At 60.7% G+C, this 22437-nt stretch carries 22 protein-coding genes; 21 read left to right on the plus strand and 1 reads right to left on the minus strand.

Annotation, left to right across the window (positions count from 1 at the left end):
• Positions 1 to 112: 112 nt before the first annotated feature.
• Positions 113 to 1096 (minus strand): zinc-ribbon domain-containing protein, encoded by a 984-nt coding sequence (locus AB5Z20_RS03270; RefSeq protein ID WP_368156216.1) that lies wholly within the window; start codon positions 1094 to 1096, stop codon positions 113 to 115.
• 125 nt (positions 1097 to 1221) lie between these two features.
• On the opposite strand from AB5Z20_RS03270, the gene tmk reads away from it, so the two are divergent.
• From tmk to nagA, 21 genes are all read left to right on the plus strand, one after another.
• Complete coding sequence (gene tmk, locus AB5Z20_RS03275; protein WP_368156217.1) at positions 1222 to 1905, plus strand: dTMP kinase; 684 nt, start codon at positions 1222 to 1224, stop codon at positions 1903 to 1905.
• Between the two features lies 1 nt (position 1906).
• Positions 1907 to 3034 (plus strand): ATP-binding protein, encoded by a 1128-nt coding sequence (locus AB5Z20_RS03280; RefSeq protein ID WP_368156219.1) that lies wholly within the window; start codon positions 1907 to 1909, stop codon positions 3032 to 3034.
• Entirely contained in the window at positions 3025 to 4725 is a 1701-nt protein-coding gene (ricT, locus tag AB5Z20_RS03285; protein WP_368156220.1) for a regulatory iron-sulfur-containing complex subunit RicT, read from the plus strand. The genes AB5Z20_RS03280 and ricT overlap by 10 nt, the downstream gene beginning before the upstream one ends.
• Positions 4726 to 4827: 102 nt before the next feature.
• Positions 4828 to 5634, plus strand: a complete 807-nt coding sequence (locus tag AB5Z20_RS03290) for a ComF family protein (RefSeq protein ID WP_368130797.1) — start codon at positions 4828 to 4830, stop codon at positions 5632 to 5634.
• 11 nt (positions 5635 to 5645) lie between these two features.
• Positions 5646 to 6755: a hypothetical protein gene (locus tag AB5Z20_RS03295; RefSeq protein ID WP_368149185.1), complete on the plus strand. Its 1110-nt coding sequence runs from the start codon at positions 5646 to 5648 to the stop codon at positions 6753 to 6755.
• Positions 6756 to 7505: 750 nt separating this feature from the next.
• Positions 7506 to 8513: a substrate-binding periplasmic protein gene (locus AB5Z20_RS03300; protein ID WP_368156221.1), complete on the plus strand. Its 1008-nt coding sequence runs from the start codon at positions 7506 to 7508 to the stop codon at positions 8511 to 8513.
• A 317-nt stretch (positions 8514 to 8830) separates the two neighbouring features.
• The gene (hpf, locus tag AB5Z20_RS03305; RefSeq protein WP_035137685.1) at positions 8831 to 9415 is read left to right on the plus strand and encodes a ribosome hibernation-promoting factor, HPF/YfiA family; all 585 of its coding nucleotides are present in this window, start codon (positions 8831 to 8833) and stop codon (positions 9413 to 9415) included.
• A 79-nt stretch (positions 9416 to 9494) separates the two neighbouring features.
• Positions 9495 to 10448 (plus strand): DegV family protein, encoded by a 954-nt coding sequence (locus AB5Z20_RS03310; RefSeq protein WP_368130793.1) that lies wholly within the window; start codon positions 9495 to 9497, stop codon positions 10446 to 10448.
• Between the two features lie 92 nt (positions 10449 to 10540).
• A complete protein-coding gene (locus AB5Z20_RS03315) occupies positions 10541 to 11620 on the plus strand; it encodes an NAD(P)-dependent oxidoreductase (RefSeq protein WP_368130792.1) in 1080 nt (359 codons plus the stop codon).
• A gap of 5 nt (positions 11621 to 11625) precedes the next feature.
• A complete protein-coding gene (locus tag AB5Z20_RS03320; protein ID WP_055310425.1) occupies positions 11626 to 12054 on the plus strand; it encodes a hypothetical protein in 429 nt (142 codons plus the stop codon).
• Between the two features lie 15 nt (positions 12055 to 12069).
• A complete protein-coding gene (locus AB5Z20_RS03325; RefSeq protein ID WP_368156222.1) occupies positions 12070 to 12768 on the plus strand; it encodes a HEAT repeat domain-containing protein in 699 nt (232 codons plus the stop codon).
• Between the two features lie 6 nt (positions 12769 to 12774).
• Positions 12775 to 13860 (plus strand): isocitrate/isopropylmalate dehydrogenase family protein, encoded by a 1086-nt coding sequence (locus AB5Z20_RS03330; protein WP_368156224.1) that lies wholly within the window; start codon positions 12775 to 12777, stop codon positions 13858 to 13860.
• A 126-nt stretch (positions 13861 to 13986) separates the two neighbouring features.
• Positions 13987 to 15081, plus strand: coding sequence for a hypothetical protein (locus AB5Z20_RS03335; protein WP_368156225.1), 1095 nt, complete (start codon positions 13987 to 13989; stop codon positions 15079 to 15081).
• 631 nt (positions 15082 to 15712) lie between these two features.
• A complete protein-coding gene (locus tag AB5Z20_RS03340; RefSeq protein WP_035137680.1) occupies positions 15713 to 16156 on the plus strand; it encodes a PTS sugar transporter subunit IIA in 444 nt (147 codons plus the stop codon).
• Positions 16156 to 16437, plus strand: a complete 282-nt coding sequence (gene yajC / locus AB5Z20_RS03345; protein ID WP_117583566.1) for a preprotein translocase subunit YajC — start codon at positions 16156 to 16158, stop codon at positions 16435 to 16437. Before AB5Z20_RS03340 ends, yajC begins: the two co-directional genes overlap by 1 nt.
• A 36-nt stretch (positions 16438 to 16473) precedes the next feature.
• Complete coding sequence (agaV, locus tag AB5Z20_RS03350) at positions 16474 to 16956, plus strand: PTS N-acetylgalactosamine transporter subunit IIB (protein WP_022094611.1); 483 nt, start codon at positions 16474 to 16476, stop codon at positions 16954 to 16956.
• Positions 16957 to 17046: 90 nt separating this feature from the next.
• Positions 17047 to 17847, plus strand: a complete 801-nt coding sequence (locus tag AB5Z20_RS03355; protein ID WP_022094610.1) for a PTS mannose/fructose/sorbose/N-acetylgalactosamine transporter subunit IIC — start codon at positions 17047 to 17049, stop codon at positions 17845 to 17847.
• Positions 17837 to 18919: a PTS system mannose/fructose/sorbose family transporter subunit IID gene (locus AB5Z20_RS03360; protein ID WP_271758725.1), complete on the plus strand. Its 1083-nt coding sequence runs from the start codon at positions 17837 to 17839 to the stop codon at positions 18917 to 18919. Before AB5Z20_RS03355 ends, AB5Z20_RS03360 begins: the two co-directional genes overlap by 11 nt.
• Positions 18920 to 19104: 185 nt before the next feature.
• Positions 19105 to 19836 carry a GntR family transcriptional regulator gene (locus AB5Z20_RS03365; protein ID WP_368156227.1) on the plus strand — a complete coding sequence of 244 codons (732 nt, stop codon included), beginning with the start codon at positions 19105 to 19107 and terminating at the stop codon, positions 19834 to 19836.
• Between the two features lie 114 nt (positions 19837 to 19950).
• Entirely contained in the window at positions 19951 to 21117 is a 1167-nt protein-coding gene (gene agaS, locus AB5Z20_RS03370; RefSeq protein ID WP_035137674.1) for an SIS domain-containing protein, read from the plus strand.
• A gap of 119 nt (positions 21118 to 21236) precedes the next feature.
• Positions 21237 to 22406 carry an N-acetylglucosamine-6-phosphate deacetylase gene (nagA, locus tag AB5Z20_RS03375; RefSeq protein WP_368156228.1) on the plus strand — a complete coding sequence of 390 codons (1170 nt, stop codon included), beginning with the start codon at positions 21237 to 21239 and terminating at the stop codon, positions 22404 to 22406.
• Positions 22407 to 22437: the final 31 nt, after the last annotated feature.

Genomic DNA, 22437 nt, shown 5'->3' on the forward strand with positions numbered 1-22437 from the left:
CGAGCGAGGACCCCACGATCCTCGCTCGTTTTTTGACCGGCAGTTAGGGACGTTCCTTTTCTGCCGGCAGTTTAGGAACGTCCCTAACTGCCGGCTCGGGAACGACAAAGCGCTAGTTCACTTCGACGGGTTTGGCGCCGGGATAGCGCTCCTCAAAGTCTAGGCGGTACTTATTGTCATTGGTGCCCGCCACGTTGTCGCGCGACAGCGGCGCCACGATCTCATTCTTGTGGTCCGCAGGCTTGGCGTATTTCAGGCTGATCTCCCAAGCATCACAGATTGCGTCAATGCGGTGATCCAGGTCGTCATACAGGGCAACGATGTCTTTCCAGGAACTGTAGTTCTTAGAGCTCGTCGGGACGTCCAGGTCCTCGACGATGTCGTAATACTGCTCGATGGTGTCCTCTGTGCGCTCGGCGACGTCGGCGAGATTTTGACGGGTGGTGCGATCTTCTTCCAGATAGCTGCCGTTGAAGTTCTGCGCGCAGCCACGGACGTAGTTGTCGAGGTCTTCGAGCAAGTCGTAGTATTCGCTCAGTCGGCGGTAGAGGTTCTGCTCGGAGAGCGTTGCTTCGCCGCCATCCTCGTCGTCATCGTCATCATCGTCGTACAGGCTGTTGGGATCGCCGAGAGGCTTTAGGTCATCTTCGTCGACGTCATGGTGCAGCTTAGCTACCTCGGCAGCCGTCTGCGTGGCGGCGTTGTCGAAAGGTCTGATTGCAAAGAAGATGACCAGGGCGATGATGATCGCCACCAGCACAACGATAACGGCGATAAGCGGCCCGGTGCCGCTCTTTTTGGGAGCGGGGGTCTGTGGCGAAGCGGGCGCGTATGCGGGAGCCGGCTGCTGTTGGGGCGAGCCGCTCGCGACGGGTATGCGCTGCGTGGTCTCGACGGCCGCGGGGCTTGCGGCGGGGTCGGGTCGATAGGCGAGGGGGTCGTCCGCCTTGGCTTGCGGCGTATCGAGGGAACCGGTCTGCTCAAAAGCGGGCTGGCTATCGCTCGCGACTGTTTGCTCAACGGGTGCACCGCACGAGGTGCAGAACTTGGCATTATCTGCAAGAAGCTTGCCGCACGAGGCGCAATACCGAGACATTGCCACTCCTTTCACCGCAACTTTGGAAAGGCACCTTTAGCCATTGGGGACGCACCGAGCACTGGGGTATCATGGCTTGGTTGATATATCTGCATTTACGCGCCTTGTAGGAAGGGGCTGCGCCCATGGCTTTTGAGCCCGCTCAACATAGCTTTATCACGCTCGAGGGCGTCGACGGCGCCGGCAAGTCCACGCAGGCGCGCCTGCTTGCCCGTGCGCTCGAGCTCGCTGGCTACCAGGTTGTGAGCCTGCGCGAGCCGGGCGGCACTGCCATCAGCGAAAAGATTCGTGCCCTGCTGCTCGACCCCGCCAATACGGCGATGGGCGACACCTGCGAGCTGCTGCTCTACGAGGCCGCGCGTGCCCAGCTGGTGCACGAGGTCATAGCTCCCGCCCTCGCTGCCGGCAAGGTGGTTCTGTGCGACCGTTTCTACGATTCCACGACCTGCTACCAGGCGTTTGCCGACGGCCTCGACCGCCAGATGGTGCGCGATGCCAACAACCTGGCTGTCGCCGGTACGCATCCGGCGCTCACGCTCGTCTATCACATCACGCCCGAGCAGGCGGCGCTGCGCATGGCGGCCCGCGGTGCGGCCGATCGTATGGAGGCAAAGGGCATGGCCTTCCAGGAGCGCGTTTATCAGGGATTTTGTGCCATTGCTGCCGAGGAGCCAGACCGCGTAAAGCTCGTCGACGCCACCGCGACCATCGAGGAAGTCTTCGCGCAGACGGTCGAGCTGGTTCGTGAGTACGGTCTCGACATCCCCCAGGATGCCGTCGCCGCCGCGCTTGCCCAGGAGGCCGAGTAGCATGGCCCCCGCTCAGGCAAGTCTGCTGGCCAAGCTAGACACCCAACAGCGCGTGCGCGACTTTTTGACCAATGCCGTCACCAGCGGTCGCGCATCGCACGCCTACCTGTTTTTGGGCGCGCCCGGCGCCGGTAAGCTCGACGCCGCATGGGCGCTTGCCCAGGCATTCCTGTGCGAGCAGGACGGCTGTGGCTCGTGCGACAGCTGCGTACGCGTCGCCCGCCATACGCATCCCGACGTGCACTATTACACGCCCGAGAGCGCTACGGGCTACCTCATCGCGCAGACCCGCGAGCTGCTCGACGACGTGCCCCTGGCCCCCATCCGCGCCAAGGCAAAGGTCTACATCATCGACCGTGCCGAGCAGCTGCGCGCCAACACCGCCAACGCGCTGCTCAAAACGCTCGAGGAACCGCCCGAGGGCGTCATGTTCATTCTGTTGGGCACCTCGGCCGACGTGATGCTGCCCACCATCGTGAGCCGCTGTCAGTGCGTACCGTTTCGGCTGGTTTCGCCCACTGTGGCTGCGCAGGCCGTGAGCCGCGCCACCGGTCAGGACCCTGCGCGTTGCCGCATGGCCGTCGCTGTGGCGGGAAGCCCCACGCGTGGCATCGAGTTTCTCAAGAGCGCCGAGCGCCAGGACGCCCGTCGCCAGATGGTCCGTGCCATCGACTCGCTCATCGCCGCCGACGAGGCCGATGTGCTCAGTCGCGCCAAGTCGCTCATCGTCGCCGTCAAGGCGCCGCTCGCCGAGGTCAAGTCCACGCAGGAAAAGGTGCTCGAGCAAAACGCCGACTACCTGTCGCGTGGAGCATTGAAGCAGCTTGAGGACCGCAACAAGCGCGAACTCAACGCGCGCGAGCGTTCGGGTATTATGGAAGCGCTGGCGAGCGCGCGGACGCTCATGCGCGACGTGCTGCTGACACTTCAGGATGAGGCGGCAGACGTTGTGAACGAGGACGTGCGCGACACGATCGGGCGGCTTGCCGCGGCGACGAATGTTGCGGGTGCCACCCGGGCGCTTGAGGCAGTCGCGACCGCTGAGCGCAACATCGCCAGAAACGTTACTCCCCAGCTGGCCATCGAGGTCATGCTGTTCGATATCAGGAAGGCACTGAAATGCCGTTAGTCGTACCCGTTAAGTTTACCTACGCCTCGCGCGACCTGTGGTTCGACCCGCAGGATCTGGATATCCTCGAGGCCGATTATGCCATTTGCTCCACCGAGCGCGGAACCGAGATCGGCCTGGTCACGGCCGATCCCTTCGAGGTGCCGCAAGACGAGATTGGCCAGCCGCTCAAGCCCGTGTTGCGCGTAGCGAGCGACATCGACCTGCAGCTTGCCGACGACCTGGCTATCCAGGGTGACGAGGCCATGGTCGACTTCCGCCGTCTGGTCAAGGAGCTCGACCTCGAGATGAAGCCGGTCGGCGTCGAGTACCTGTTTGGCGGCGAGAAAGCTGTGTTCTACTTTGCTGCCGAGGAGCGCGTCGATTTCCGTCAGCTCGTCAAGGACCTGTCCTCGACGCTGCACATTCGCGTCGACATGCGCCAGATCGGCGTGCGTGACGAGACCCGCCTGGTGGGCGGCTATGCCCAGTGCGGCCAGGAGCTCTGCTGCACGCGCTTTGGCGGACAGTTTGAGCCGGTTTCGATTCGCATGGCAAAAGAGCAGGACCTGCCGCTCAACTCGTCCAAGATTAGCGGCGTCTGCGGCCGCTTGATGTGCTGCCTGCGCTACGAGTTCGAGGCGTACAAGGACTTTAAGAGCCGCGCGCCCAAAAAGAAGACGCTTATCGATACGCCGCTTGGCAAGGCGCGTATCCAGGAATATGACACGCCGCGTGAGCAGCTGGTGTTGCGCCTGGAGAACGGCAAAGTCTTTAAGGTCAACTTGGCCGACATGACCTGCTCCGAGGGCTGCAAAAAGAAGGCCGCCGAGCAGGGCTGCAACTGCCGCCCCGACTGCGTGACGCGCGATGTGCTCGAGCGTATCGAGTCGCCCGAGATGCGCCTGGCGCTTATGGAGCTCGACCGCGAGAACGGCGTCGACGTGGGCGATGGCCTGTCGAGCGCCGACCGTCTGGCCGGCACGTCGATGCCCAAGCGCCGCCGTCGCGATGCGGACGCCGATACCCGTGCCGGTCAGAGCCAGGGCGAGGGTCGCGGCCGCGGTAAGGGTCGCGGCAAGGCCGAGGCACCCGAGGCCGAGGAGGCTGCCGGTGGACGTCGTCGCCGCAAGCGCTCGGGTTCGGGCGATGCCGGCGAGGCCGCTCCCGCAGGCAAGAATTCCCCCCGCGAGCGCGAGGCTCAGCAGCCCCAACAGCAAAACCGCGGCGGTGGCATGAATCCCACGCGCCGTCGCCGCCGCCATTTGTCGAGCGAGGAGCGCGAGGACGCCTTCCGCGCCGCAGCCGCTCGCGAAGCCGGTGCCGGCCCCAAGGGTGGTTCGGGTTCCGATGCGCCTGCCGACAAGGGTGGCAAGCAGCGCAACGATGACGAGCGCACCCCGCGTCCGCGTCGTCGCCATTCCTCGGGCACGCAGCAAAAGCCCTCGGTGCCCTCCGTGGCCGATCAGGTCTCGGATGGCGAGGTCAAGGTCACACGTCGTCGCCCCGGAGATGGCGGAGGGGCAGCTGCCAAGGCCGTGCGCGGTGCTGCTCGTGACGAACGCGAGTCGCGCGAAGATCGTGGTGGCGAGGGTTCGGCCGACCAGGGCCAGAAGCGCCGTCGCCGTCGCCGTTCCCGCAAGCCGCGCCAGGACGGTGGCGAGGGCTCGACCCAAAACTCGTCCGCACCGCAACCGCCCACCGGCGAATAGCGCCCGCAAACGGATTTAACCTGCCTGACCCCAAACGCGTCGGGGTACCATAGCGCTGAATCAACGACCCTCCCTGCGACCGAGCGTAGGGAGGGTTGTGTCGTGAAGAGACATTTGAATGTGTTGGGATGCCTGCAAGGTGCCGGCATCCTACCGTTTGCGGACGAATTGCTACCGTTTGCCGAGCGGGCGGCGCACGAGGCGCTTGAGGCGTTGTCGCCCACGCGATGCGCCGGCTGCGAGCGCGCCGGTGCGCTTATTTGCCAAGACTGCTTGGCGGCGCTCGCGCTCATCGACCCGCGGCATAGCTGCACTCGATGCGGCGCCCCGTTTGGAGACTTGCTGTGCACCGAGTGCTCGGTCGAGGGCTCGTCCTCGGCGATGGCCGAAGCATTCGACCGGTGCCTGGCATGTGCCGTTTACACGCATCCGCTGCCGCGGATCATTAAGGCGTACAAAGACGCGGGCGAGCGACGCCTGGCGCCGTATCTGGCAGAGCTGCTATACGACACCGCCTTGCATGCCCAGGCCGCGGCGCCCGATCGCTTAGGCGGTGTGTTGTCCGGCGCCGATGCCGTGGTGTTTGTGCCCGCGACGGCGGCGGCGTTTCGGCGACGCGGCTTCGATCATATGGAAGCCATCGCGCGCCCATTTTGCGAGCTGTCGGGTGTTCCGCTGCTCGACGCCCTCGTTAAGTACGGCCATGGCGACCAGCGTGAACTCGGTCGTGAAGAACGCCGTGAACGCGCCCGAGGCATGTACGAGACCGTTGAGGACGTGCGGGGCCGCCGCCTGCTGCTTATCGACGACGTTATCACCACGGGTGCGACGATGGCAGCGGCTTCGGCGGAACTCAAGCGCGCCGGTGCCGCGGCCGTTGATGGCCTTGCTATCGCGCGCGTTTGGTAGGGGTGATTCGTGTGGCGGTAACAATCAGGCAGTGTGACAAACCGACAAAAGAGCAGCTAGCGGCTTCCGTTATCCTGACGGGCGCCTCGGCGTTGCGTATGATTCGAGCCGAGCGCCGGCAGATGGGCTACATCGGCTGGAAGGACCTTGAGCCCGAGGAGGAGCGCCGCGTGCTGTGTACGTCATCGCCTTCGGCTGAGGATATCTGTCTTTCCGACCTGGTTCGAATTGGAGCCAAAAGCGGAGAGGTGCAAGAAGATCTGTGCTTGCTGGTGGGATCTGCGGCGCAGCGCCGCCGCATGCCTGGCGTGGGCTGGTCCGTGTGTTCCGGGTTGCCTGCCGGCTCGATTCTAGAGGTGGAATCGGGGGTGTACAGCCTATCTCCCGAGGCCCTTTGTGTTGCCGTCGCCCGCGAGGTCGGCTGTATCCAGGCGTTTGCTCTGGCCCAGGAACTGTGTTCCAAGATTTCACTGAGCGATCGCGGGAAGTATCTACCTCCCTACACCTCGCCTGTTGCGAATAGACTTGCAAAGGATAAGGACCAACCGGCAGACGTGGGCTACTTTGAAGTCGAGCCGGTGCTGACGCCCGATCGCCTGGCAGATTACCTTGCGGCATGCAAGGGGAGTGCGGCCAAACAACTGCTACGCCTGTGTCCCTATCTGTCGGAAAACCTGCGCTCACCCATGGAGTGCATCATGCTTGCCATGTTTTCGCTTCCGTTTTCCTATGGCGGATTTGCCTGCGGTCCCTTTAAGACCGACTACAAGATCGAGTTCGATGACCGCGCGCAGGCAATCTCGGGGATGCCGCATGCAGTTTGCGATGCGTATCAGGAGGCAGCGCGGTTTGACCTGGAATACAACGGTGAGCTGGGCCATTCCTCCCGGAAGGGACGTATCCATGATGAAAAACGCAACACGGGCTTGATTACTATGGGAATCGAGGTCGCGACGGTCAACAACGAAATGCTCTGTGACATGGAAGCGATGGAAGCGCTCGCATGGCGCATCCACCAGCGTATGCGAAAGCGGTACCGGAATCGTGTCGATGTCCGCAGAAAGAAGCAAGAGGCGTTGCTTAACACGCTGCGGGCGTGTTTTGGGCTTAAACCCGCCTAACAATGCTCTGAAACAGGGGGTTGGATATATGCTCTGGCCAAAATATAGCAAATATGAGTACTGCTACAAATTCAGTAACAGCAAAATCAGAGATTTTGGGACTGGAAGATGGCGTAAATTAGAAAGATATTAAACAAATGTGGAATATCCTGGCATCAATCTGATGTTATAGAGCGCGAAAACTGCTTGCAGATCCAAAAACTCCTGCTACTAAATTGGTAACAGTACTCATATTTGCTATTTTTTGGCCACGGCACCCTGAGACGGGTGCCCCGGAGCTCCCCGTAGGGGAGCTCCGAGCTTCATGGGGGCACGAATGGTCCGCTCCGACCTGCAAAATCTGTGCTCACGGTGCGAATGACGCCCCTAACCTTAAACTTTAGCTTGAACTTAGCTATAATGCGCTACGTTCCTGCCAGGCTGTGGTTGCGGACGGACGAAATGTCCATCCTAGTCCAAGACAGACGCGGTCAAAGGGATCCACGTAAGCGACCGCGTGCGCGCGGCGCGATCATGGCGCGTCCTAGATGTAAGCCGCACCGTCCGTTCTACTTTCTTTGGGGCAATACCGCCTCGCGGGCGAGCGGGCCAGTCGTGAAGGTGGCTGCGGCCTCCCGAGCAAACACCCCGGTGCGCAAGTGTGGGGTCAAATACCAGGTCAGCTGGTGGGAACAACCTGATATTCCGCGCAACGCACGGATCGTATACGACACAGAAGGCAGGGTAGTGGACATGGTGAGGGGCAGCTTGATGCACGCGGCTCGGTTAGGTGCTGGGACCGCAGCGGTCATCGCCGTTTTGGGCCTGAGCGGATGCGCGTTCAACCCGCTGTCTACGTTCACGACTCCCACGATCGACCAGATCGAGTACGAGACCGTCACGCCGGCGGTGTCGGACGATGCCCTGGTCACTCCCGGAACCCTGACGGTCGCCCTCGATACTTCCGATGCGCCGCAGGCCATGCAGGGCGCCGACGGCGAGCTCACGGGGTATGCGGTTGACGCCGCCCGCGCCCTCGCAAGCCGCATGGGCCTTAAGGTCGCCTTCGTCGATGCGTCCTCGGCAGGTTCCGCGCTCGGCGACAAAAAGGCCGATATCTTTATCGGCGAGATTAACTCCACGGACGGGGACATTAGCTCGCTCGGCACCTGCCTGTACGATGCCACTTCCGTGTTCGGTAAAACTAGCGATGGTGGGTCGCTAAGCGTTTCCACCGATACCCTTAACACGTCCACCCTGGGCGTTCAGGCGTCCTCGGCCTCGCAGGAGGCGCTTGCTAAGCAGAGCATCACCGCCAACCAAAAGACCTACTCCAACATCAACGAGTGCTTTGAGGCGCTTGAGTCCGGCGAGGTCGACTATGTGATCTGCGACTCCACGGCCGGCGGCTACCTTGCACGCCTGATGAGCGAGGTCTCCTATGTCGGTTCGCTCGAGGCGCCCTCGACGCTTGGTGTTGCGGGCCTCTCATCCAATGACGAACTGTGTCGTGCTGTGAGCGATGCCCTCGACGACATCACGGTCGACGGTACACTCGAGGCAGTCCACTGCGTCTGGTATGGCAGGATGCCCTACGACCTCACCACTAAGACGGTTTCGGGCGCTAACGTGCAGCCGGGCGACTCTGAGTCCGGTGAGACCACGTCCTCCGGCAGCGAGTCCTCCGATTCCAACAATGAGACCGCATCCTCCGAGGACAAATCGTCCAGCCAGGAAGGCGCCATCACCGACGACGACATTAACAAACTCAATAGCTAGTTATTGCTAGGGGTGGTGTCTCCTATACGTTGGAAAGGACACCTCTTCACGGTTTCAACACGCACTGCCGGGCTTCCCCAATAGGGGAGCCCGGCTTTTTCATCCCTATAAAACCAGCAGGTCAAAGCTAATTTTCGGGACCAAATACAAAGCCGCCGACGTCCTCCCATAGCGCACTTTGCCACGGAAAAGTGCGAGACTTCGGTATGCGGTATCAAGCAATCGTTATTCGGGTCTTTGGGAATTCGCGTGATTAAATGCACGGCAATGGGTACATAGCCAGTACAGTAAGTCCCCGAGGCAGATTGGAGCCACGTATGGATATCAAGGTTTCTGGACGCAAGACGACGGTAACCGATGCTCTGCGTGCGCATGTGGATGAGAAGATCGGCGAGGCGCTCAAGGTTTTCGATATCGAGCCCATGACGGTCGACGTTGTACTTCGCTATGAGAAGAACCCCTCGAACCCCAACCCGGCAATCGTCGAGGTTACGGTTCGTGCCCGCGGTTCGGTGATTCGCGTTGCCGAGCACGGTGCAGATATGTACGCCGCCATCGACCTCTCCGCCGATAAGGTCACCCGCCAGCTGCGCAAGTTCAAGACCAAGGTCGTGGACAACCGCCAGGGCGGTGCCAGCGCGGCGGATGTCGCACCGGTCGAGCGCGTCGAGGATCTGGCCGACCTGCTGCTGCCCGAGGAGGAGGACGACCTGCTCGTCCGCGAGAAGGTCATCGATGTCACCCCGATGACTGAGGAGCAGGCGCTGGTGCAGACCGATCTGCTGGGCCACGACTTCTACGTGTTCGAGAACGCGACGACTGGCCTTATCAATGTGGTGTATCACCGTAAGAATGGTGGATATGGCATCATCAAGCCCCGCATCGAAACACTTGACGAGTAAAATACGTTAACTTGCATGAGTTAACGGCCGGCGGCCATCCCATGCGGATGGCCGCCTTTTTACGTAAGGAGTCGCTTTGATGGACAAGGCTGCATCTACCGGCCATTCGGACCGTTGCCGCATCGTCGTCGATACCTGCTGCGACTTTAGCCCCGAGGTCGCCGCGAACCTCGATGTCGATATCTTGGGCTTCCCCTTCATTATCGATGGCGAGGAGCGCACGGATGACATCTGGTCGAGCATCACACCCAAGGAGTTCTACGACCGCATGCGCGCCGGCGCTCGCGTGTCTACCTCGGCCGTGTCGCTCGGTCGCTATATCGAGTTCTTTACCGAGTGCGCCAAAGAGGGCACGCCCACGGTCTACCTGTGCTTTACCTCGGCGCTGTCGTCGAGCTACAACTCCGCGTGCCAGGCGGCAGATGCCGTGCGCGCCGAGTATCCTAACTTTGAGCTCTACGTGGTCGACAATGCTCTGCCCTGCGCGACCGGCGCGCTCTTGGCGCTCGAGGCCGTGCGCCAGCGTTCGGCGGGACTGACCGCCAAGCAGCTGGTCGATTGGGCAAACGAGGCAAAGACCTATGTCCACGGCTACTTTACGCTCGAGAGCTTTGACGCGCTGGCTGCCGGCGGCCGCATTCCGCCCGCGGCGGCACAGCTCACGGCAAAGCTCGACGTCAAACCCGAGCTGTCCTACGACCTGGCCGGCTCGCTGTCGCTGATCGGCGTCAACCGCGGCCGCAAGAAGGCGCTCAAGTCCATCCTCAAGTCGTTCCGCGAGAACTACGTGCCCGATCGCACCATGCCCATCGCCATCATGACGGCCGATGCCGAGAAGGACGGTGATTGGCTCGAGGCCGCCATCCGCAAGGAGGAAGGCTGCGCCGACGTCACCATCATCCGCGGCTCCGTGGGTCCTACCATCGGCTCGCACGTGGGCCCCGGCATGGTGGCCTGCGCGTTTTGGGGCAAGAATCGTGCCGAGAAAGCCTCGTTTTCCGACCGCATCGCGCGCCGTGTGCGCGGTGAGTAGGTAGGCGCCACGATCACAGGCGTCCCGCAGCCCAAGCGCTGGCACTGAGTATTCACCCTGGTAACAACACCCAACCCAAAAGGAAAGGTTTCATGGCAAATAAGCTCTCCGTCGCATTTATCGGCACCGGAATCATGGGTGCTCCTATCGCCGGCCACATCCTGGATGCCGGCTATCCCGTCACGGTCAACAACCGCACCAAGTCCAAGGCCGCCGCGCTTATCGAGCGCGGTGCCGCCTGGGCCGATACGCCGGCCGATGCCGCGGCGAACGCCGACGTCGTCTTTACCATGGTGGGCTATCCCTCCGAGGTCGAGGAGCTCTACCTGGCGGGCGACGGCCTGCTCGCGTGCACCAAGCCGGGCGCGGTCTTGATCGACCTCACCACGAGCTCGCCCGAGCTCGCCCGTGACATTGCCGAGGCCGCCCAGGTTTCTGGCCGCATGGCGTTTGACTGCCCCGTCACCGGCGGCGAGTCGGGCGCTATCGCCGGTACGCTCACGGCTATCGTGGGTGCTACCGAGAACGACATCGCGCCGGTCCGCGACATCCTTGCCACCTTTGCGGCCAACATCTGCTGCTTCGATGGCGCCGGTAAGGGCCAGGCTGCCAAACTCGCCAACCAGGTGTCGCTGGGCGCCTGCATGGTCGGCATGGCAGACGCCATGGCATTTGCCGAGCTGAGCGGCCTTGACCTGGAGAAGACCCGCCAGATGATCCTGGGCGGTACCGGCAAGTCCGGCGCCATGGAGAGCCTGGCGCCCAAGGCGCTCGACGGCGACTACAAGCCCGGCTTTATGGTTGAGCACTTCATTAAGGACCTGCGCTTGGCACTCGCCTATGCCGACGACCGCGAGCTTGCGCTGCCCGGCGCCGACGTGGCCTTTACGCTCTACGACATGCTCGACGCCATCGGTGGTGCCAAGCTGGGCACCCAGGCCATCACGGTCCTCTATAAGGAGGAGGCCGACGCCATCGCCGCCGGTCTGGACTGGTCGCAGTATCGTCCCGAGGAGCATGGCGCTCACGAGGACGGCTGCGGTTGCGGCGAGCACGGCGACGACCATGAGTGCGGTTGTGGCCACCACCATGGCGAGGACCACGAGTGCTGCGGCGGCCACGGCCATGACGACGGCCATGAGTGCTGCTGCGGCCACCATCACGGGGAGTAGCGCCCATGAGCTGGACGTTCGTGGTACTAGCGCTGGTGCTCTTTCTCTTTGCGATCTACATTGGCTTTTTGTGCGGCCAGTGGGCGTGCGAAAAGCGCGTGATCACCAAGCGCGACTACTGGATTGCCAATTTTGCAGGAGCGGCGGCAGTCGTCCTACTGACCTGGGTGTTCTCGCTGTTCCCGCTGGTGCAGTTTGCGCCGATCGGCTGGCTCGGCGGCTTTATCGCCGGTCTTAAGATGAGCTTTGGCGAGTCCGTCGGTCCGTGGCGCAAGCACGACGAGGTCTTTAACGTCAACAAGGCTCATCGCGCCGCCGCCGACGCGGGCGACGCTGAGGAACGCCGCCGTGCGCGTCGCAATGGCGCGGCCGACCGACAGCTCATCTCGGTCACCGATGACAGCAAGGGTGCTGGCAAGCACGCTAAGAAATAGTAAGAAGAGGTAACTATGGCAGAAAACAAAGACGAACAGCTCACCGACGAGGAGCTGGCACAGCTTCAGCTGGCAGAGGAGAACGAGAACGCCGTCGACCGTCTGGTCAAGGAGCTCGGCTGCCCCACGCGCCGCATCCGCCAGTTTGCCGCCCGCGTGCTGCACCTGCTTGCCGAGCGCGATCCGCAGCGCGCCGTGCCCTGCGTGCCCGCGCTGATCGAGGCGCTCGACCGCCCCGAGGCGCAGACCCGCTGGGAGGCCCTCGATGCCCTGACGGCGCTCGCTACCACCTGCCCCGAGCAGCTGGGCGATGCCTTTGAGGGCGCCGAGACTGCGCTGTTCGACGAGATCTCCTCCACGCTGCGCTATGCCGCCTTCCGCCTGCTGTGCGTGTGGGGTGCCACGAGCGTCGAGCGTTCGCGCGAGGCTTGGCCCATCCTGGACGAGGCCATCCAGTGCTACCACGGCGACCTCGAGTATCGCGACATGCTCGGTTGCCTGTACGAGTTTTGCCAGGGCGAGATCGACGCCGAGGTTGCCGAGAAGCTCGCGCTGCGCCTTAAGTTCGATGCCGAGAACGGCAAGGGCAGCTATCTCAAGGCCCGTTCGAGCGAGATTTGCGAAATGCTTGTTAAACGTTTTGGCCTGGATCTCTCCAAAAAGAAGAAGCGTGCTAGCGTTAAAAAATCTGATGACGCCGAAGACGAGGAGTAACAGATTATGGCGCACGATGTAGTCCTGATTCCCGGTGACGGTATCGGTCCCGAGATTACGCAGGCCATGCGCCGCGTGGTCGAGGCTGCCGGTGTCCAGATCAATTGGAACGTCCAGGAGGCCGGTGCCGGCGTCATGGACGAGTTTGGCACGCCGCTGCCCCAGCACGTGCTCGATGCGGTCGCCGAGACCAAGGTTGCCATCAAGGGCCCCATCACCACGCCGGTCGGCACGGGTTTCCGCAGCGTCAACGTGGCCCTGCGCAAGCACTTTGACCTGTACGCCTGCGTGCGCCCTTGCCTGTCGCAGCCGGGCGACGGCTCTCGTTTCCGCGGTGTCGACCTGGTTATCGTGCGCGAGAACACCGAGGACCTCTACGCCGGCATCGAGTTCGATGAGGGCGCTGCCGAGGTCGAGGAGCTCTCGCAGCTCGTCGAGCGCTCGGGCCAGAAGACCTTCGCCGCTGATTCCGCCATTTCAATTAAGCCGATTTCCATCGCCAAGAGCCGCCGCATTGTGGAGTATGCCTTTGAGTATGCCCGCCGCTGCGGCCGCAAAAAGGTGACGGCCGTGCACAAGGCCAACATCATGAAGGCGACCGACGGCCTGTTCCTGCGCGTGGCGCGCGAGGTGGCCGCCAACTATTCCGATATCGAGTTCAACGACAAGATCGTCGACGCCACCTGCATGGGCCTGGTCCAGAACCCCAACGACTTCGATGTCCTGGTGCTGCCCAACCTGTACGGCGACATCGTGAGCGACCTGTGCGCCGGCCTGGTGGGCGGTCTGGGCATGGCCCCCGGCTCCAACATCGGTGCCGACTGCGCAATCTTTGAGGCTACGCATGGCTCCGCGCCCGATATCGCTGGCCAGGATATTGCCAACCCCACGGCCGAGATTCTGTCCGCTGCGATGATGCTCGACCACCTGGGCGAGAACGATGCGGCCAATCGTATCCGCGCTGCGGTGTCTGCCACGCTCGACGAGGGCGAGCAGGTTACCGGTGACGTGCGTCGTGCCCAGACCGGCTCCGTCGAGGGCGCCGTGGGCACGCAGGCCTTTGCCGATGCCGTTATCGCGCACCTGGCCTAAGGCATGCACGCTGCAAACGCCTAAATAGTACTTAAGTGTTTGCGTATAACCTAAGAATCAATACGCCCGGCGCTCTGTCGGGCGTATTCTATTGAAGACTATGTTTCCTAACAAGGAGTAACCGATATGGGTCTGATTCAAAAGAAGGACGAGAAGGACGAGATCGACGGCATTCAGATCATCGAGCGCGGCGAAGGCCCCGACGGTGATGAGGACGAGAAGATCGACCTGGTCACCGGTACGTCTGCCGAGCACATTGCTGCCGGTACGACGGCCGAGGAGGAGGACGCCCGACTGGAGGCTCAGATTGCCGCGGATGCCGCTGACGAGAACCTCATGCCCGAGGCACAGGACGAGGACGACGATATCCTGGGTTCCGACGAGGACGACCACGCATCCAAGCACAAGAAGACGATGATCGCCGCCTTTGTGGTTGCCGTCGTGATTGCTGCCGTGGTCGGCTTCTTTATCGGCAACGGTGGCTTTGGCGGCAAGGGCATTGGCTCGTCGACCCTGACCGAGGACCAGCTCGACTCGACCGTGGCAAGCTATAGCTACAACGGCAAGAAGAGCGATATCACCGCGCGCGAGGCCATCGAGAGCCAGTACAGCCTCGATACCGTCAAGGATAGCGATGGCAACTACACTGCCCCTTCCGCCGATGTCATCCTTTCCTACGTGCGTAACAAAATCCTGCTCGACGCCGCCGAGGACGAGGGCATTACCGTCTCTTCCAAGGAGATGAAGAAGTACGCCGAGGATTCCATCGGCACTTCGGACTACAAGACCATGGCCACGCAGTATGGCGTGTCCAAGGACCAGGCCAAGCAGATCGTCCGCCAGTCCGCGACGCTGCAGAAGCTCTACAAGAAGAAGGTCGGCGACAGCTCCGCAAGCATGCCGACCGCTCCGACCGAGCCTTCTGACGGCAACGAGGATACCGCGAGCAAGGATTACGCCGACTACATCATCAAACTTGCCGGCGACGAGTGGGATAGCGAAAAGGGCACCTGGAAGGACGCCGATAGCACCTACGCTAAGGCCTTCGCCGACGATGCCTTTACGGCCGATAGCGCTACCTATAAGCAGGCCATGACCGCCTATTACACCGCCTACCAGCAGTATTCCTCGCAGGCTTCGAGCGCTAGCTCCAAGTGGACCGAGTATGCTAACGGCCTCTACGCCAAGGCCAACATCAGCATCTACGGCCTGTTTGCGTAAGGTTTGCCTGCACTACTGCGCGCTAACCGATCTACCTGATTGAGCCCGCTAGAACGGACAACGTTCTAGCGGGCTTTTTGTTGCCGAAATCAATAGGATAGGCCTCGCGCCCGCACAAGCGCTCCATCGGGTTCCCCTAATTCATCTGGGAAAACAACTGCAAACGATTGCAAGTGACCGGTGAACGGTCGAAAACTACCGTTCACCGATAATCTCAAAACTGGTTCTAACTGGTATTAAGTCAAAAAGACCAATTCACATATCTTCACAATGACCTGCAATTTTTCTACACGCTATTTTTAGCCGCCCTGTGTTGTTTAGACACAGGAAAAGATCCGATTTTTTGCCAAAGCATTTCGAAACGGTTTCAAAACCGCAGGTAGAAGTGTTAACGACCGGTAAACGGTCGATTTATCACCGTGAGCGGTGCAAAAACGTTTTACCGTATGAATCAACGAAAGCGACCTCTTCTGGGGTGATATAGTGACAACAACACGTCACGTGGTTACTACCAGTTTAGAAACCAATGGTCTTCAAAGAACGCTTTCTAAGAAGCTTTAAGGGCGAGTGCCCGCTGGCTTCCGAAAATCATCGGACTCAGATTGTACACACCTTCGGAAGGGAAATTTGAATGGTTGGCTTTATTCTTACCGGTCATGGACAGTTCGCACCCGGCCTTGCAAGCGCTATCGCTATGGTCGCCGGCGACCAGCCTGCTTTTACCGTCGTTCCTTTTGAGGGCGACCAGGCCGCATCCTACGGTGAGGATCTCCGCGCCGCTATTACCGCCATGCGCGAGGAGTGCGATGGCGTGCTCGTCTTTACCGACCTGCTTGGCGGCACCCCGTTCAACCAGTCGATGATGATTGCCCAGGATGTCGACAACGTCGAGGTTCTGACTGGCACCAACCTTCCCATGGTTATTGAGCTTCTGTTCCTCCGCGGCAATGCCACGCTCGCCGAGCTTGGCGAGCAGGCCGTGACCGTTGGCCAGACGGGCGTCACCGCCCAGACGGTCGCATCCGTTGCCGGCTCCGAGGAAGAGGATATCTTCGGCGACGAGGACGGCATCTAATGGCCGATTTCGGAGCCAGCGTCCTGAGCTCCTCGGTCGCCCTTTTAGGCCTGCTTGTCATCATGGGCTTGATTTACACCATCTGGTCGCAAATCAACATGAAGAAGAAGCAGAAGTACTTCAAGGAGCTGCACACCGAGCTCAAGCCGGGTCAGGAGGTTCTTTTCGCCGGCGGTATCTACGGAACCGTCAAAGGCATCGAAGGCGAGAAGGTCCAGATCAAAGTCCGATCCGGAGCCGTCGTAGATGTTTCGCGTTACGCGATTCAGGAGATCAAGTAACTGTCGTCAGCAAATATCGAAAGGAAGCTGATCAACATGGCAGAACCCAACATTCTTCTTACCCGCATCGATAACCGACTGGTTCATGGTCAGGTTGCCACCCAGTGGAACTCCACTCTGGGCTCCAACCTCATCCTCGTCGCCAACGACGACGTGGCGTCCAACACCATGCGCCAGAACCTCATGAAGATGGCCGCTCCCGCCGGCGTCGCTACGCGTTTCTTCTCCCTGCAGAAGACCATCGACGTCATTGGCAAGGCGAGCCCGCGCCAGAAGATCTTCATCGTGGCCGAAACACCGGAAGACGTGCTTACGCTCGTCAAGGGCGGTGTGCCTATAAAGAAGGTAAACATCGGCAACATGCACATGTCGGAAGGAAAGCGCCAAGTCGCCACCTCCGTCGCAGTTAACGACGAGGATGTCGCTGCGTTTAAAGAGCTGCAGGAATTGGGGGTGGAGTTGGAGATCAGGCGCGTTCCGAGCACGCCTGTTGAGGACACGAGCAAGCTCTTCTCGTAATCCTCGTGATCCACGTTGTCAGGAGTGAAACCCTGACGTTCTGTACGTGATATCCAAAGTGCGTACATTCATTTTGAAAGGAGGAGCAAGATGGAATACTCGATCATCCAGATCGCTCTGGTCTTCGTCGTCACGTTCATCGCGGCAATCGACCAGTTTGACTTCCTCGAGTCTCTCTATCAGCCCATCGTCACCGGCGCCGTCATCGGTCTTATCCTTGGCGACCTCAACACCGGTCTTCTCGTGGGTGGTACCTATCAGCTCATGACGATCGGCAACATGCCGATCGGAGGCGCTCAGCCGCCTAACGCCGTCATCGGCGGCATCATGGCAGCCATTCTCGCTATCGCCACGGGCCTCGAGCCCAACGCGGCAGTCGGCCTCGCCATTCCGTTCGCTCTGCTTGGCCAGCTTGGCGTTACCCTGGTCTTCACGCTTATGTCCCCGCTTATGTCCACGGCCGATAACATGGCTCACAACGCGGACACCAAGGGCATCGAGCGCCTGAACTACTTCGCCATGGCTCTGCTTGGCCTGATCTTCGCTGTCGTCGTCACCCTGTTCTTCATCGCTGGCGCTACCATCGGTCAGACCATCGCTTCTGCCATCCCGACTTGGCTGCAGACCGGTCTGTCCGCTGCAGGCGGCATGATGCGCTTCGTCGGCTTCGCCGTCCTGCTCAAGGTTATGATGAACCGCGATATGTGGGGCTTCTTCCTCATGGGCTTTGGCCTCGCGCTCATCACCGTTGCCAACGATTCGCTGGCAACCCCTGCTCTGCTCATCCTCGCTCTCATCGGCTTCGGCATCGCTTTCTGGGACTTCCAGCAGCAGACCGAGCTGAAGGGTGCAGCTGTTTCTGACGGAGGTGACTTCGAAGATGGCATCTAATGAGTATGTGATCCCGGAGCACTACGAGGATCTCACTCCTGCTCCGCAGCTCGACCAGAAGACCCTCAACAAGATGGCTTGGCGCTCCTGCTTCCTGCAGGCCTCGTTCAACTACGAGCGTATGCAGGCCGCTGGCTGGCTCTACTCCATCATCCCCGGTCTGGAGAAGATCCACACCAACAAGAACGACCTCGCGGCTTCCATGAGCCACAACCTGGAGTTCTTCAACACCCACCCGTTCCTCGTCACCTTTGTTATGGGTATCGTGCTTTCGCTCGAGCAGAACAAGGTTGACATCCCCACGATCCGCGCCGTCCGCGTCGCCGCAATGGGCCCGCTCGGTGGTATCGGTGACGCCCTGTTCTGGCTGACGCTCGTGCCTATCACGGCCGGCATCACCTCCAACATGGCCATCAACGGCAACGCCGCTGCGCCGATCATCTTCCTGGTGATCTTCAACGTCGTCCAGTTCGCTCTGCGCTTCTGGCTCATGAATTGGTCCTACAAGCTCGGCACCAGCGCTATTGACGCTCTGACTGCTAACATGCAGGCCTTCACGCGTGCCGCTTCCATCATGGGCGTCTTCGTCGTCGGTTGCCTGGTCGTCACCATGGGTGGCACCCAGATCAACCTCCAGATCCCCAACGGCACCACCCGTGGCCTCTCCGCCAATACCGTGATCGTCTCCGAGAAGGAGGCCGAGAACTTCACCGGTATGGAGGGCATCGATACCGAGACCGCTGAGGCCGGTACCATGGCTATGACCGATGAGGACGGCAACGCCCTCACCGCCACCGATGCCGACGGCAACGCTGTCGAGTGCGGCGTCACCGATCTGGGCAACGGCATGGAGTCCGTTACCTACGGCACCGTCACCGAGGATCCGGTCAACTTCTCTGTTGCCGACACCCTCAACACCATCGTCCCGAAGCTCGTCCCGCTTATGCTTACGCTGCTGCTTTACTACATGTTCGCTAAGCACAGCTGGACCCCGACCAAGGGCATTCTCCTGCTCTTCGTCCTTGGCATCCTGGGCGCTGGCCCGCTTGGTCTCTGGCCGAGCATCTGGTAAGGCTCTAGCTTGAGGGGTGTGTCCCTACGCGGCTCACACCCCGACCCCTTAAGCCATGTGTATGTTAAAAGCCGCGTGCTCGAAAGAGCGCGCGGCTTTTGTTTTCTTGATGATTCGGGTGTGGCGGACAGATAATGCTAAACACCCTAGGTAGTTAGCCGAATTCGAGCAAAAGGGAGGATAGGATGGCAATCGGAGCGCGCAAACAGCCCCTTTACGATCAGCTGGTCGATATTCTGACCGAAAAGATTGACCATGAATATCATGCCGGTGACATGATTCCTTCCGAGCGCGAACTTTCGGAGCGCTATGGTCTCTCGCGCACCACGGTGCGCCTTGCTTTGCAGGAGTTGGAGCGTTTAGGACTGGTGGTTCGGCAGCACGGTCGCGGCACCTTTGTGACCGACCGTTCGGCAAAGGCAACCAATCTTATGCAGTCCTACAGCTTTACCGAGCAGATGCGCGCGATGGGTCGCGACCCCGAGACCACGATTCTCGAGTTTTGCGAGATGGAGGCCGATAAGAATCTGGCCGAGCATATGGGATTGCGTATCGGTGATCGCATTTTTAAGCTCAAGCGTCTTCGTTCTGCCGACAACATGCCCATGATGGTCGAACGCAGCTATCTACCGGTTCGTCAATTTCTGTCCCTAAAGCGACCGCTGCTGGAGCGTAAGCCGCTTTACGATGTGATTGAGCAGGACTTTCAGCAAAAGATTCGCGTGGCCGAAGAGGAGTTCTATGCGAGCATAGCCCGTCCTACCGATGCCCACCTTTTGGGAATTGTCGAGGGCTCGCCTGTGCTCGATTTGGTCAGGACTACGTATAACGAGTCAAACGAGGTTGTGGAGTATACGCTCTCGGTTGCTCGTGCCGATCAGTTTAAATACAAGGTTTACCACCAGCGTAGCGATTAGTGTCCGCATCGTCTCCATATGATGATTCTTTGCATTTAACTGGTTACTACCAGATAACCAACTGAAGTGTATAATTGCACGTCAGAGGATTACTTCTAGAGAGAGGTATTAAAAATGTTCGAGAAGAGTGTCGAGGAGCTCACCGAGCTCGGCGCCCAGATTACCACGGCCGAGATTGCTCAGCAGCCCGAGCTTTGGCGTGATACGCTCAACATCTATCGCGAGAACAAGGAGGCCATCGAGGCCTTCCTGGCCGAGGCTCGCGCTATGGGCGAGGGCCGTCTGTCCGTTGTCTTCACCGGTGCCGGTACGTCCGACTATGTTGGCGATACCTGCGCCCCGTACCTGCGTCACGCTGGCAACACTGATCTCTACGACTTTAAGCCCATCGCCACGACCGACATCGTGAGCGCCCCGCGCGACTTCCTGCGCGCCGAGGATCCCACGCTCGTGGTTTCCTTTGCCCGCTCTGGCAACAGCCCCGAGAGCCTTGCCGCCGTTGCCGTTGCCAAGGAGCTCGTCCACAACGTCAAGTTCCTCAACATCACCTGCGCTCCCGAGGGCAAGCTCGCCGTCGAGTCTGCCGATGATCCCAACGCGCTGACGCTGCTCATTCCGCGCGCCAACGACAAGGGCTTCGCCATGACCGGTTCTTATTCCTGCATGACCCTGCTCTCCACCCTTATTTTCGACACTGCCTCTGACGAGCAGAAGGCCGAGTGGGTCGAGACCATCGCCAAGATGGGCGAGGAGGTCATCTCCCGTGAGCCCGAGATCGCCGATTACCTGGCTGGCGACTTCAACCGCGTGACCTACTTGGGTTCTGGCTCCTTCGGTGGCCTTGCCCAGGAGAGCCAGCTCAAGATCCTCGAGCTCGCTCACGGTCTGGTCGCTACTTCCTACGACACCTCCATGGGCTATCGTCACGGACCTAAGTCCTTCGTCGACGATAAGACGCTCGTCTTCGTGTTCGTCAACAACGACGCCTACACCCGTCAGTACGACATCGACATCCTCAACGAGATCGGTGGCGACGAGATCGCTCAGCACACCATCGCCGTTCAGCAGGAAGGTGCCACCGTCTATGAGGGTGAGTCCTTCACCTTTAAGGGCTACGAGGCACTTCCCGAGGGCTACCTTGCTCTGCCGTTCGTGATGTTTGCCCAGGCTATCAGCCTGCTCAACTCCGTGCGCGTGGGCAACACGCCCGATACGCCGAGCCCCACCGGCACGGTCAACCGCGTGGTTAAGGGCGTGACGATTCACCCCTTCACCGCTTAATCGCGTCCCCCTGTAAGGGCGCCCGTCCGCTCATAACGGCGGGCGGGCGCTTTTTGTTTTTACATGGACCGGGTATAAGTATCACCACGGTCAACTGCTTCAAGAAGCAAGGAGTGCATATGAGCACATACGCAATTAAGGCTGACAAGTTCTTCTTGCCGGCAGGCCCGCAACTGGGCGGCTATCTTATGGTCGAGGACGGCGTCTTTGGCGCCTGGCAGGCCGACGAGCCCTCTTGCGAGATTAAGGACTACACGGGATCGTGGATCGCACCGGGTATGGTCGATACTCACATCCATGGCTTCTACAACCACTCAACTACCGATAACGATCCCGAGGGCATCGATATCAGCTCAACCGAGCTCGCCCGTCGCGGTACCACCAGCTGGCTGCCCACGACGTTCACCGATGGCGTCGAGCAGATCAAGGACGCCTGCGCCGCTATCGCCAAGGCGGACGAGGGCCGCGGCCCCGACTTCTGCGGTGCTCGCATTCAGGGCATCTACCTGGAGGGCCCCTTCTTTACCATGAAGCACGTGGGCGCGCAGAACCCCGCTTATCTTATCGATCCCTCCGAGGAGGTCTTCGATCAGTGGCAGGAGGCTGCGGGTGGTCGCATCGTTAAGAGCGCCATGGCGGCCGAGCGCGACGGAGCTGCCGCCTATGCTGCCGCCCTCAATGCGAAGGGCGTGGTGACCAGCATCGGTCACTCCGACGCCACCTATGATGAGTGCATCGCCGCCATCAACGCCGGTGCCAGCTGCTTTACGCATACCTATAACGGCCAGCGCGGACTGCATCACCGCGAGCCCGGTGTCGTGGGTGCTGCCATGTCCACGCCCGAGACCTACGCCGAGATCATCTGTGACGGCAAGCACGTAAACCCTGCCGCCATCAAGGCGCTGCTGCAGGCAAAGGGCTGGCAGCACACGGTGCTCATCACCGACTGCCTGGGTTGCGGTGGCATGCCCGAGGGCAGCTACACCAGTGGTGGTATGGACGTCATCATGAAGGACAACCTGTGCTGGCTCGCCGACGGCAAGAGCATTGCCGGCTCGGTGCTCACGCTTGCCCAGGGCGTCAAGAACATCGTCGACTGGGGCATCGCCAGCGCCGATATCGCCATTCGCATGGCAACCGAGGTGCCGGCACGCTCCGCGCACATCGAGGGTAAGTGCGGCAGCATCATGCCGGGTCGCGACGCCGACTTTGTCGTGTTCGACCATGAGCTCACCCTCGTCGAGACGTATGTTGGCGGCCAGAGCGTCGGCAACGCCTTTACCGAGTAACGATAGAAAAAGACGGCGGGCCCGAATCTGC

This window comes from Collinsella aerofaciens, assembly GCF_040910245.1.
Taxonomy (GTDB): Bacteria; Actinomycetota; Coriobacteriia; order Coriobacteriales; family Coriobacteriaceae; genus Collinsella.

Bases quoted from the DNA above. Each gene is read 5' to 3' on its own strand.
- AB5Z20_RS03270 (WP_368156216.1), bottom strand. From the start codon at position 1,096: ATGTCTCGGTATTGCGCCTCGTGCGGCAAGCTTCTTGCAGATAATGCC.
- tmk (WP_368156217.1), top strand. From the start codon at position 1,222: ATGGCTTTTGAGCCCGCTCAACATAGCTTTATCACGCTCGAGGGCGTC.
- AB5Z20_RS03280 (WP_368156219.1), top strand. From the start codon at position 1,907: ATGGCCCCCGCTCAGGCAAGTCTGCTGGCCAAGCTAGACACCCAACAG.
- ricT (WP_368156220.1), top strand. From the start codon at position 3,025: ATGCCGTTAGTCGTACCCGTTAAGTTTACCTACGCCTCGCGCGACCTG.
- AB5Z20_RS03300 (WP_368156221.1), top strand. From the start codon at position 7,506: ATGCACGCGGCTCGGTTAGGTGCTGGGACCGCAGCGGTCATCGCCGTT.
- hpf (WP_035137685.1), top strand. From the start codon at position 8,831: ATGGATATCAAGGTTTCTGGACGCAAGACGACGGTAACCGATGCTCTG.
- AB5Z20_RS03310 (WP_368130793.1), top strand. From the start codon at position 9,495: ATGGACAAGGCTGCATCTACCGGCCATTCGGACCGTTGCCGCATCGTC.
- AB5Z20_RS03315 (WP_368130792.1), top strand. From the start codon at position 10,541: ATGGCAAATAAGCTCTCCGTCGCATTTATCGGCACCGGAATCATGGGT.
- AB5Z20_RS03320 (WP_055310425.1), top strand. From the start codon at position 11,626: ATGAGCTGGACGTTCGTGGTACTAGCGCTGGTGCTCTTTCTCTTTGCG.
- AB5Z20_RS03325 (WP_368156222.1), top strand. From the start codon at position 12,070: ATGGCAGAAAACAAAGACGAACAGCTCACCGACGAGGAGCTGGCACAG.
- AB5Z20_RS03330 (WP_368156224.1), top strand. From the start codon at position 12,775: ATGGCGCACGATGTAGTCCTGATTCCCGGTGACGGTATCGGTCCCGAG.
- AB5Z20_RS03335 (WP_368156225.1), top strand. From the start codon at position 13,987: ATGGGTCTGATTCAAAAGAAGGACGAGAAGGACGAGATCGACGGCATT.
- AB5Z20_RS03340 (WP_035137680.1), top strand. From the start codon at position 15,713: ATGGTTGGCTTTATTCTTACCGGTCATGGACAGTTCGCACCCGGCCTT.
- yajC (WP_117583566.1), top strand. From the start codon at position 16,156: ATGGCCGATTTCGGAGCCAGCGTCCTGAGCTCCTCGGTCGCCCTTTTA.
- agaV (WP_022094611.1), top strand. From the start codon at position 16,474: ATGGCAGAACCCAACATTCTTCTTACCCGCATCGATAACCGACTGGTT.
- AB5Z20_RS03355 (WP_022094610.1), top strand. From the start codon at position 17,047: ATGGAATACTCGATCATCCAGATCGCTCTGGTCTTCGTCGTCACGTTC.
- AB5Z20_RS03360 (WP_271758725.1), top strand. From the start codon at position 17,837: ATGGCATCTAATGAGTATGTGATCCCGGAGCACTACGAGGATCTCACT.
- AB5Z20_RS03365 (WP_368156227.1), top strand. From the start codon at position 19,105: ATGGCAATCGGAGCGCGCAAACAGCCCCTTTACGATCAGCTGGTCGAT.
- agaS (WP_035137674.1), top strand. From the start codon at position 19,951: ATGTTCGAGAAGAGTGTCGAGGAGCTCACCGAGCTCGGCGCCCAGATT.
- nagA (WP_368156228.1), top strand. From the start codon at position 21,237: ATGAGCACATACGCAATTAAGGCTGACAAGTTCTTCTTGCCGGCAGGC.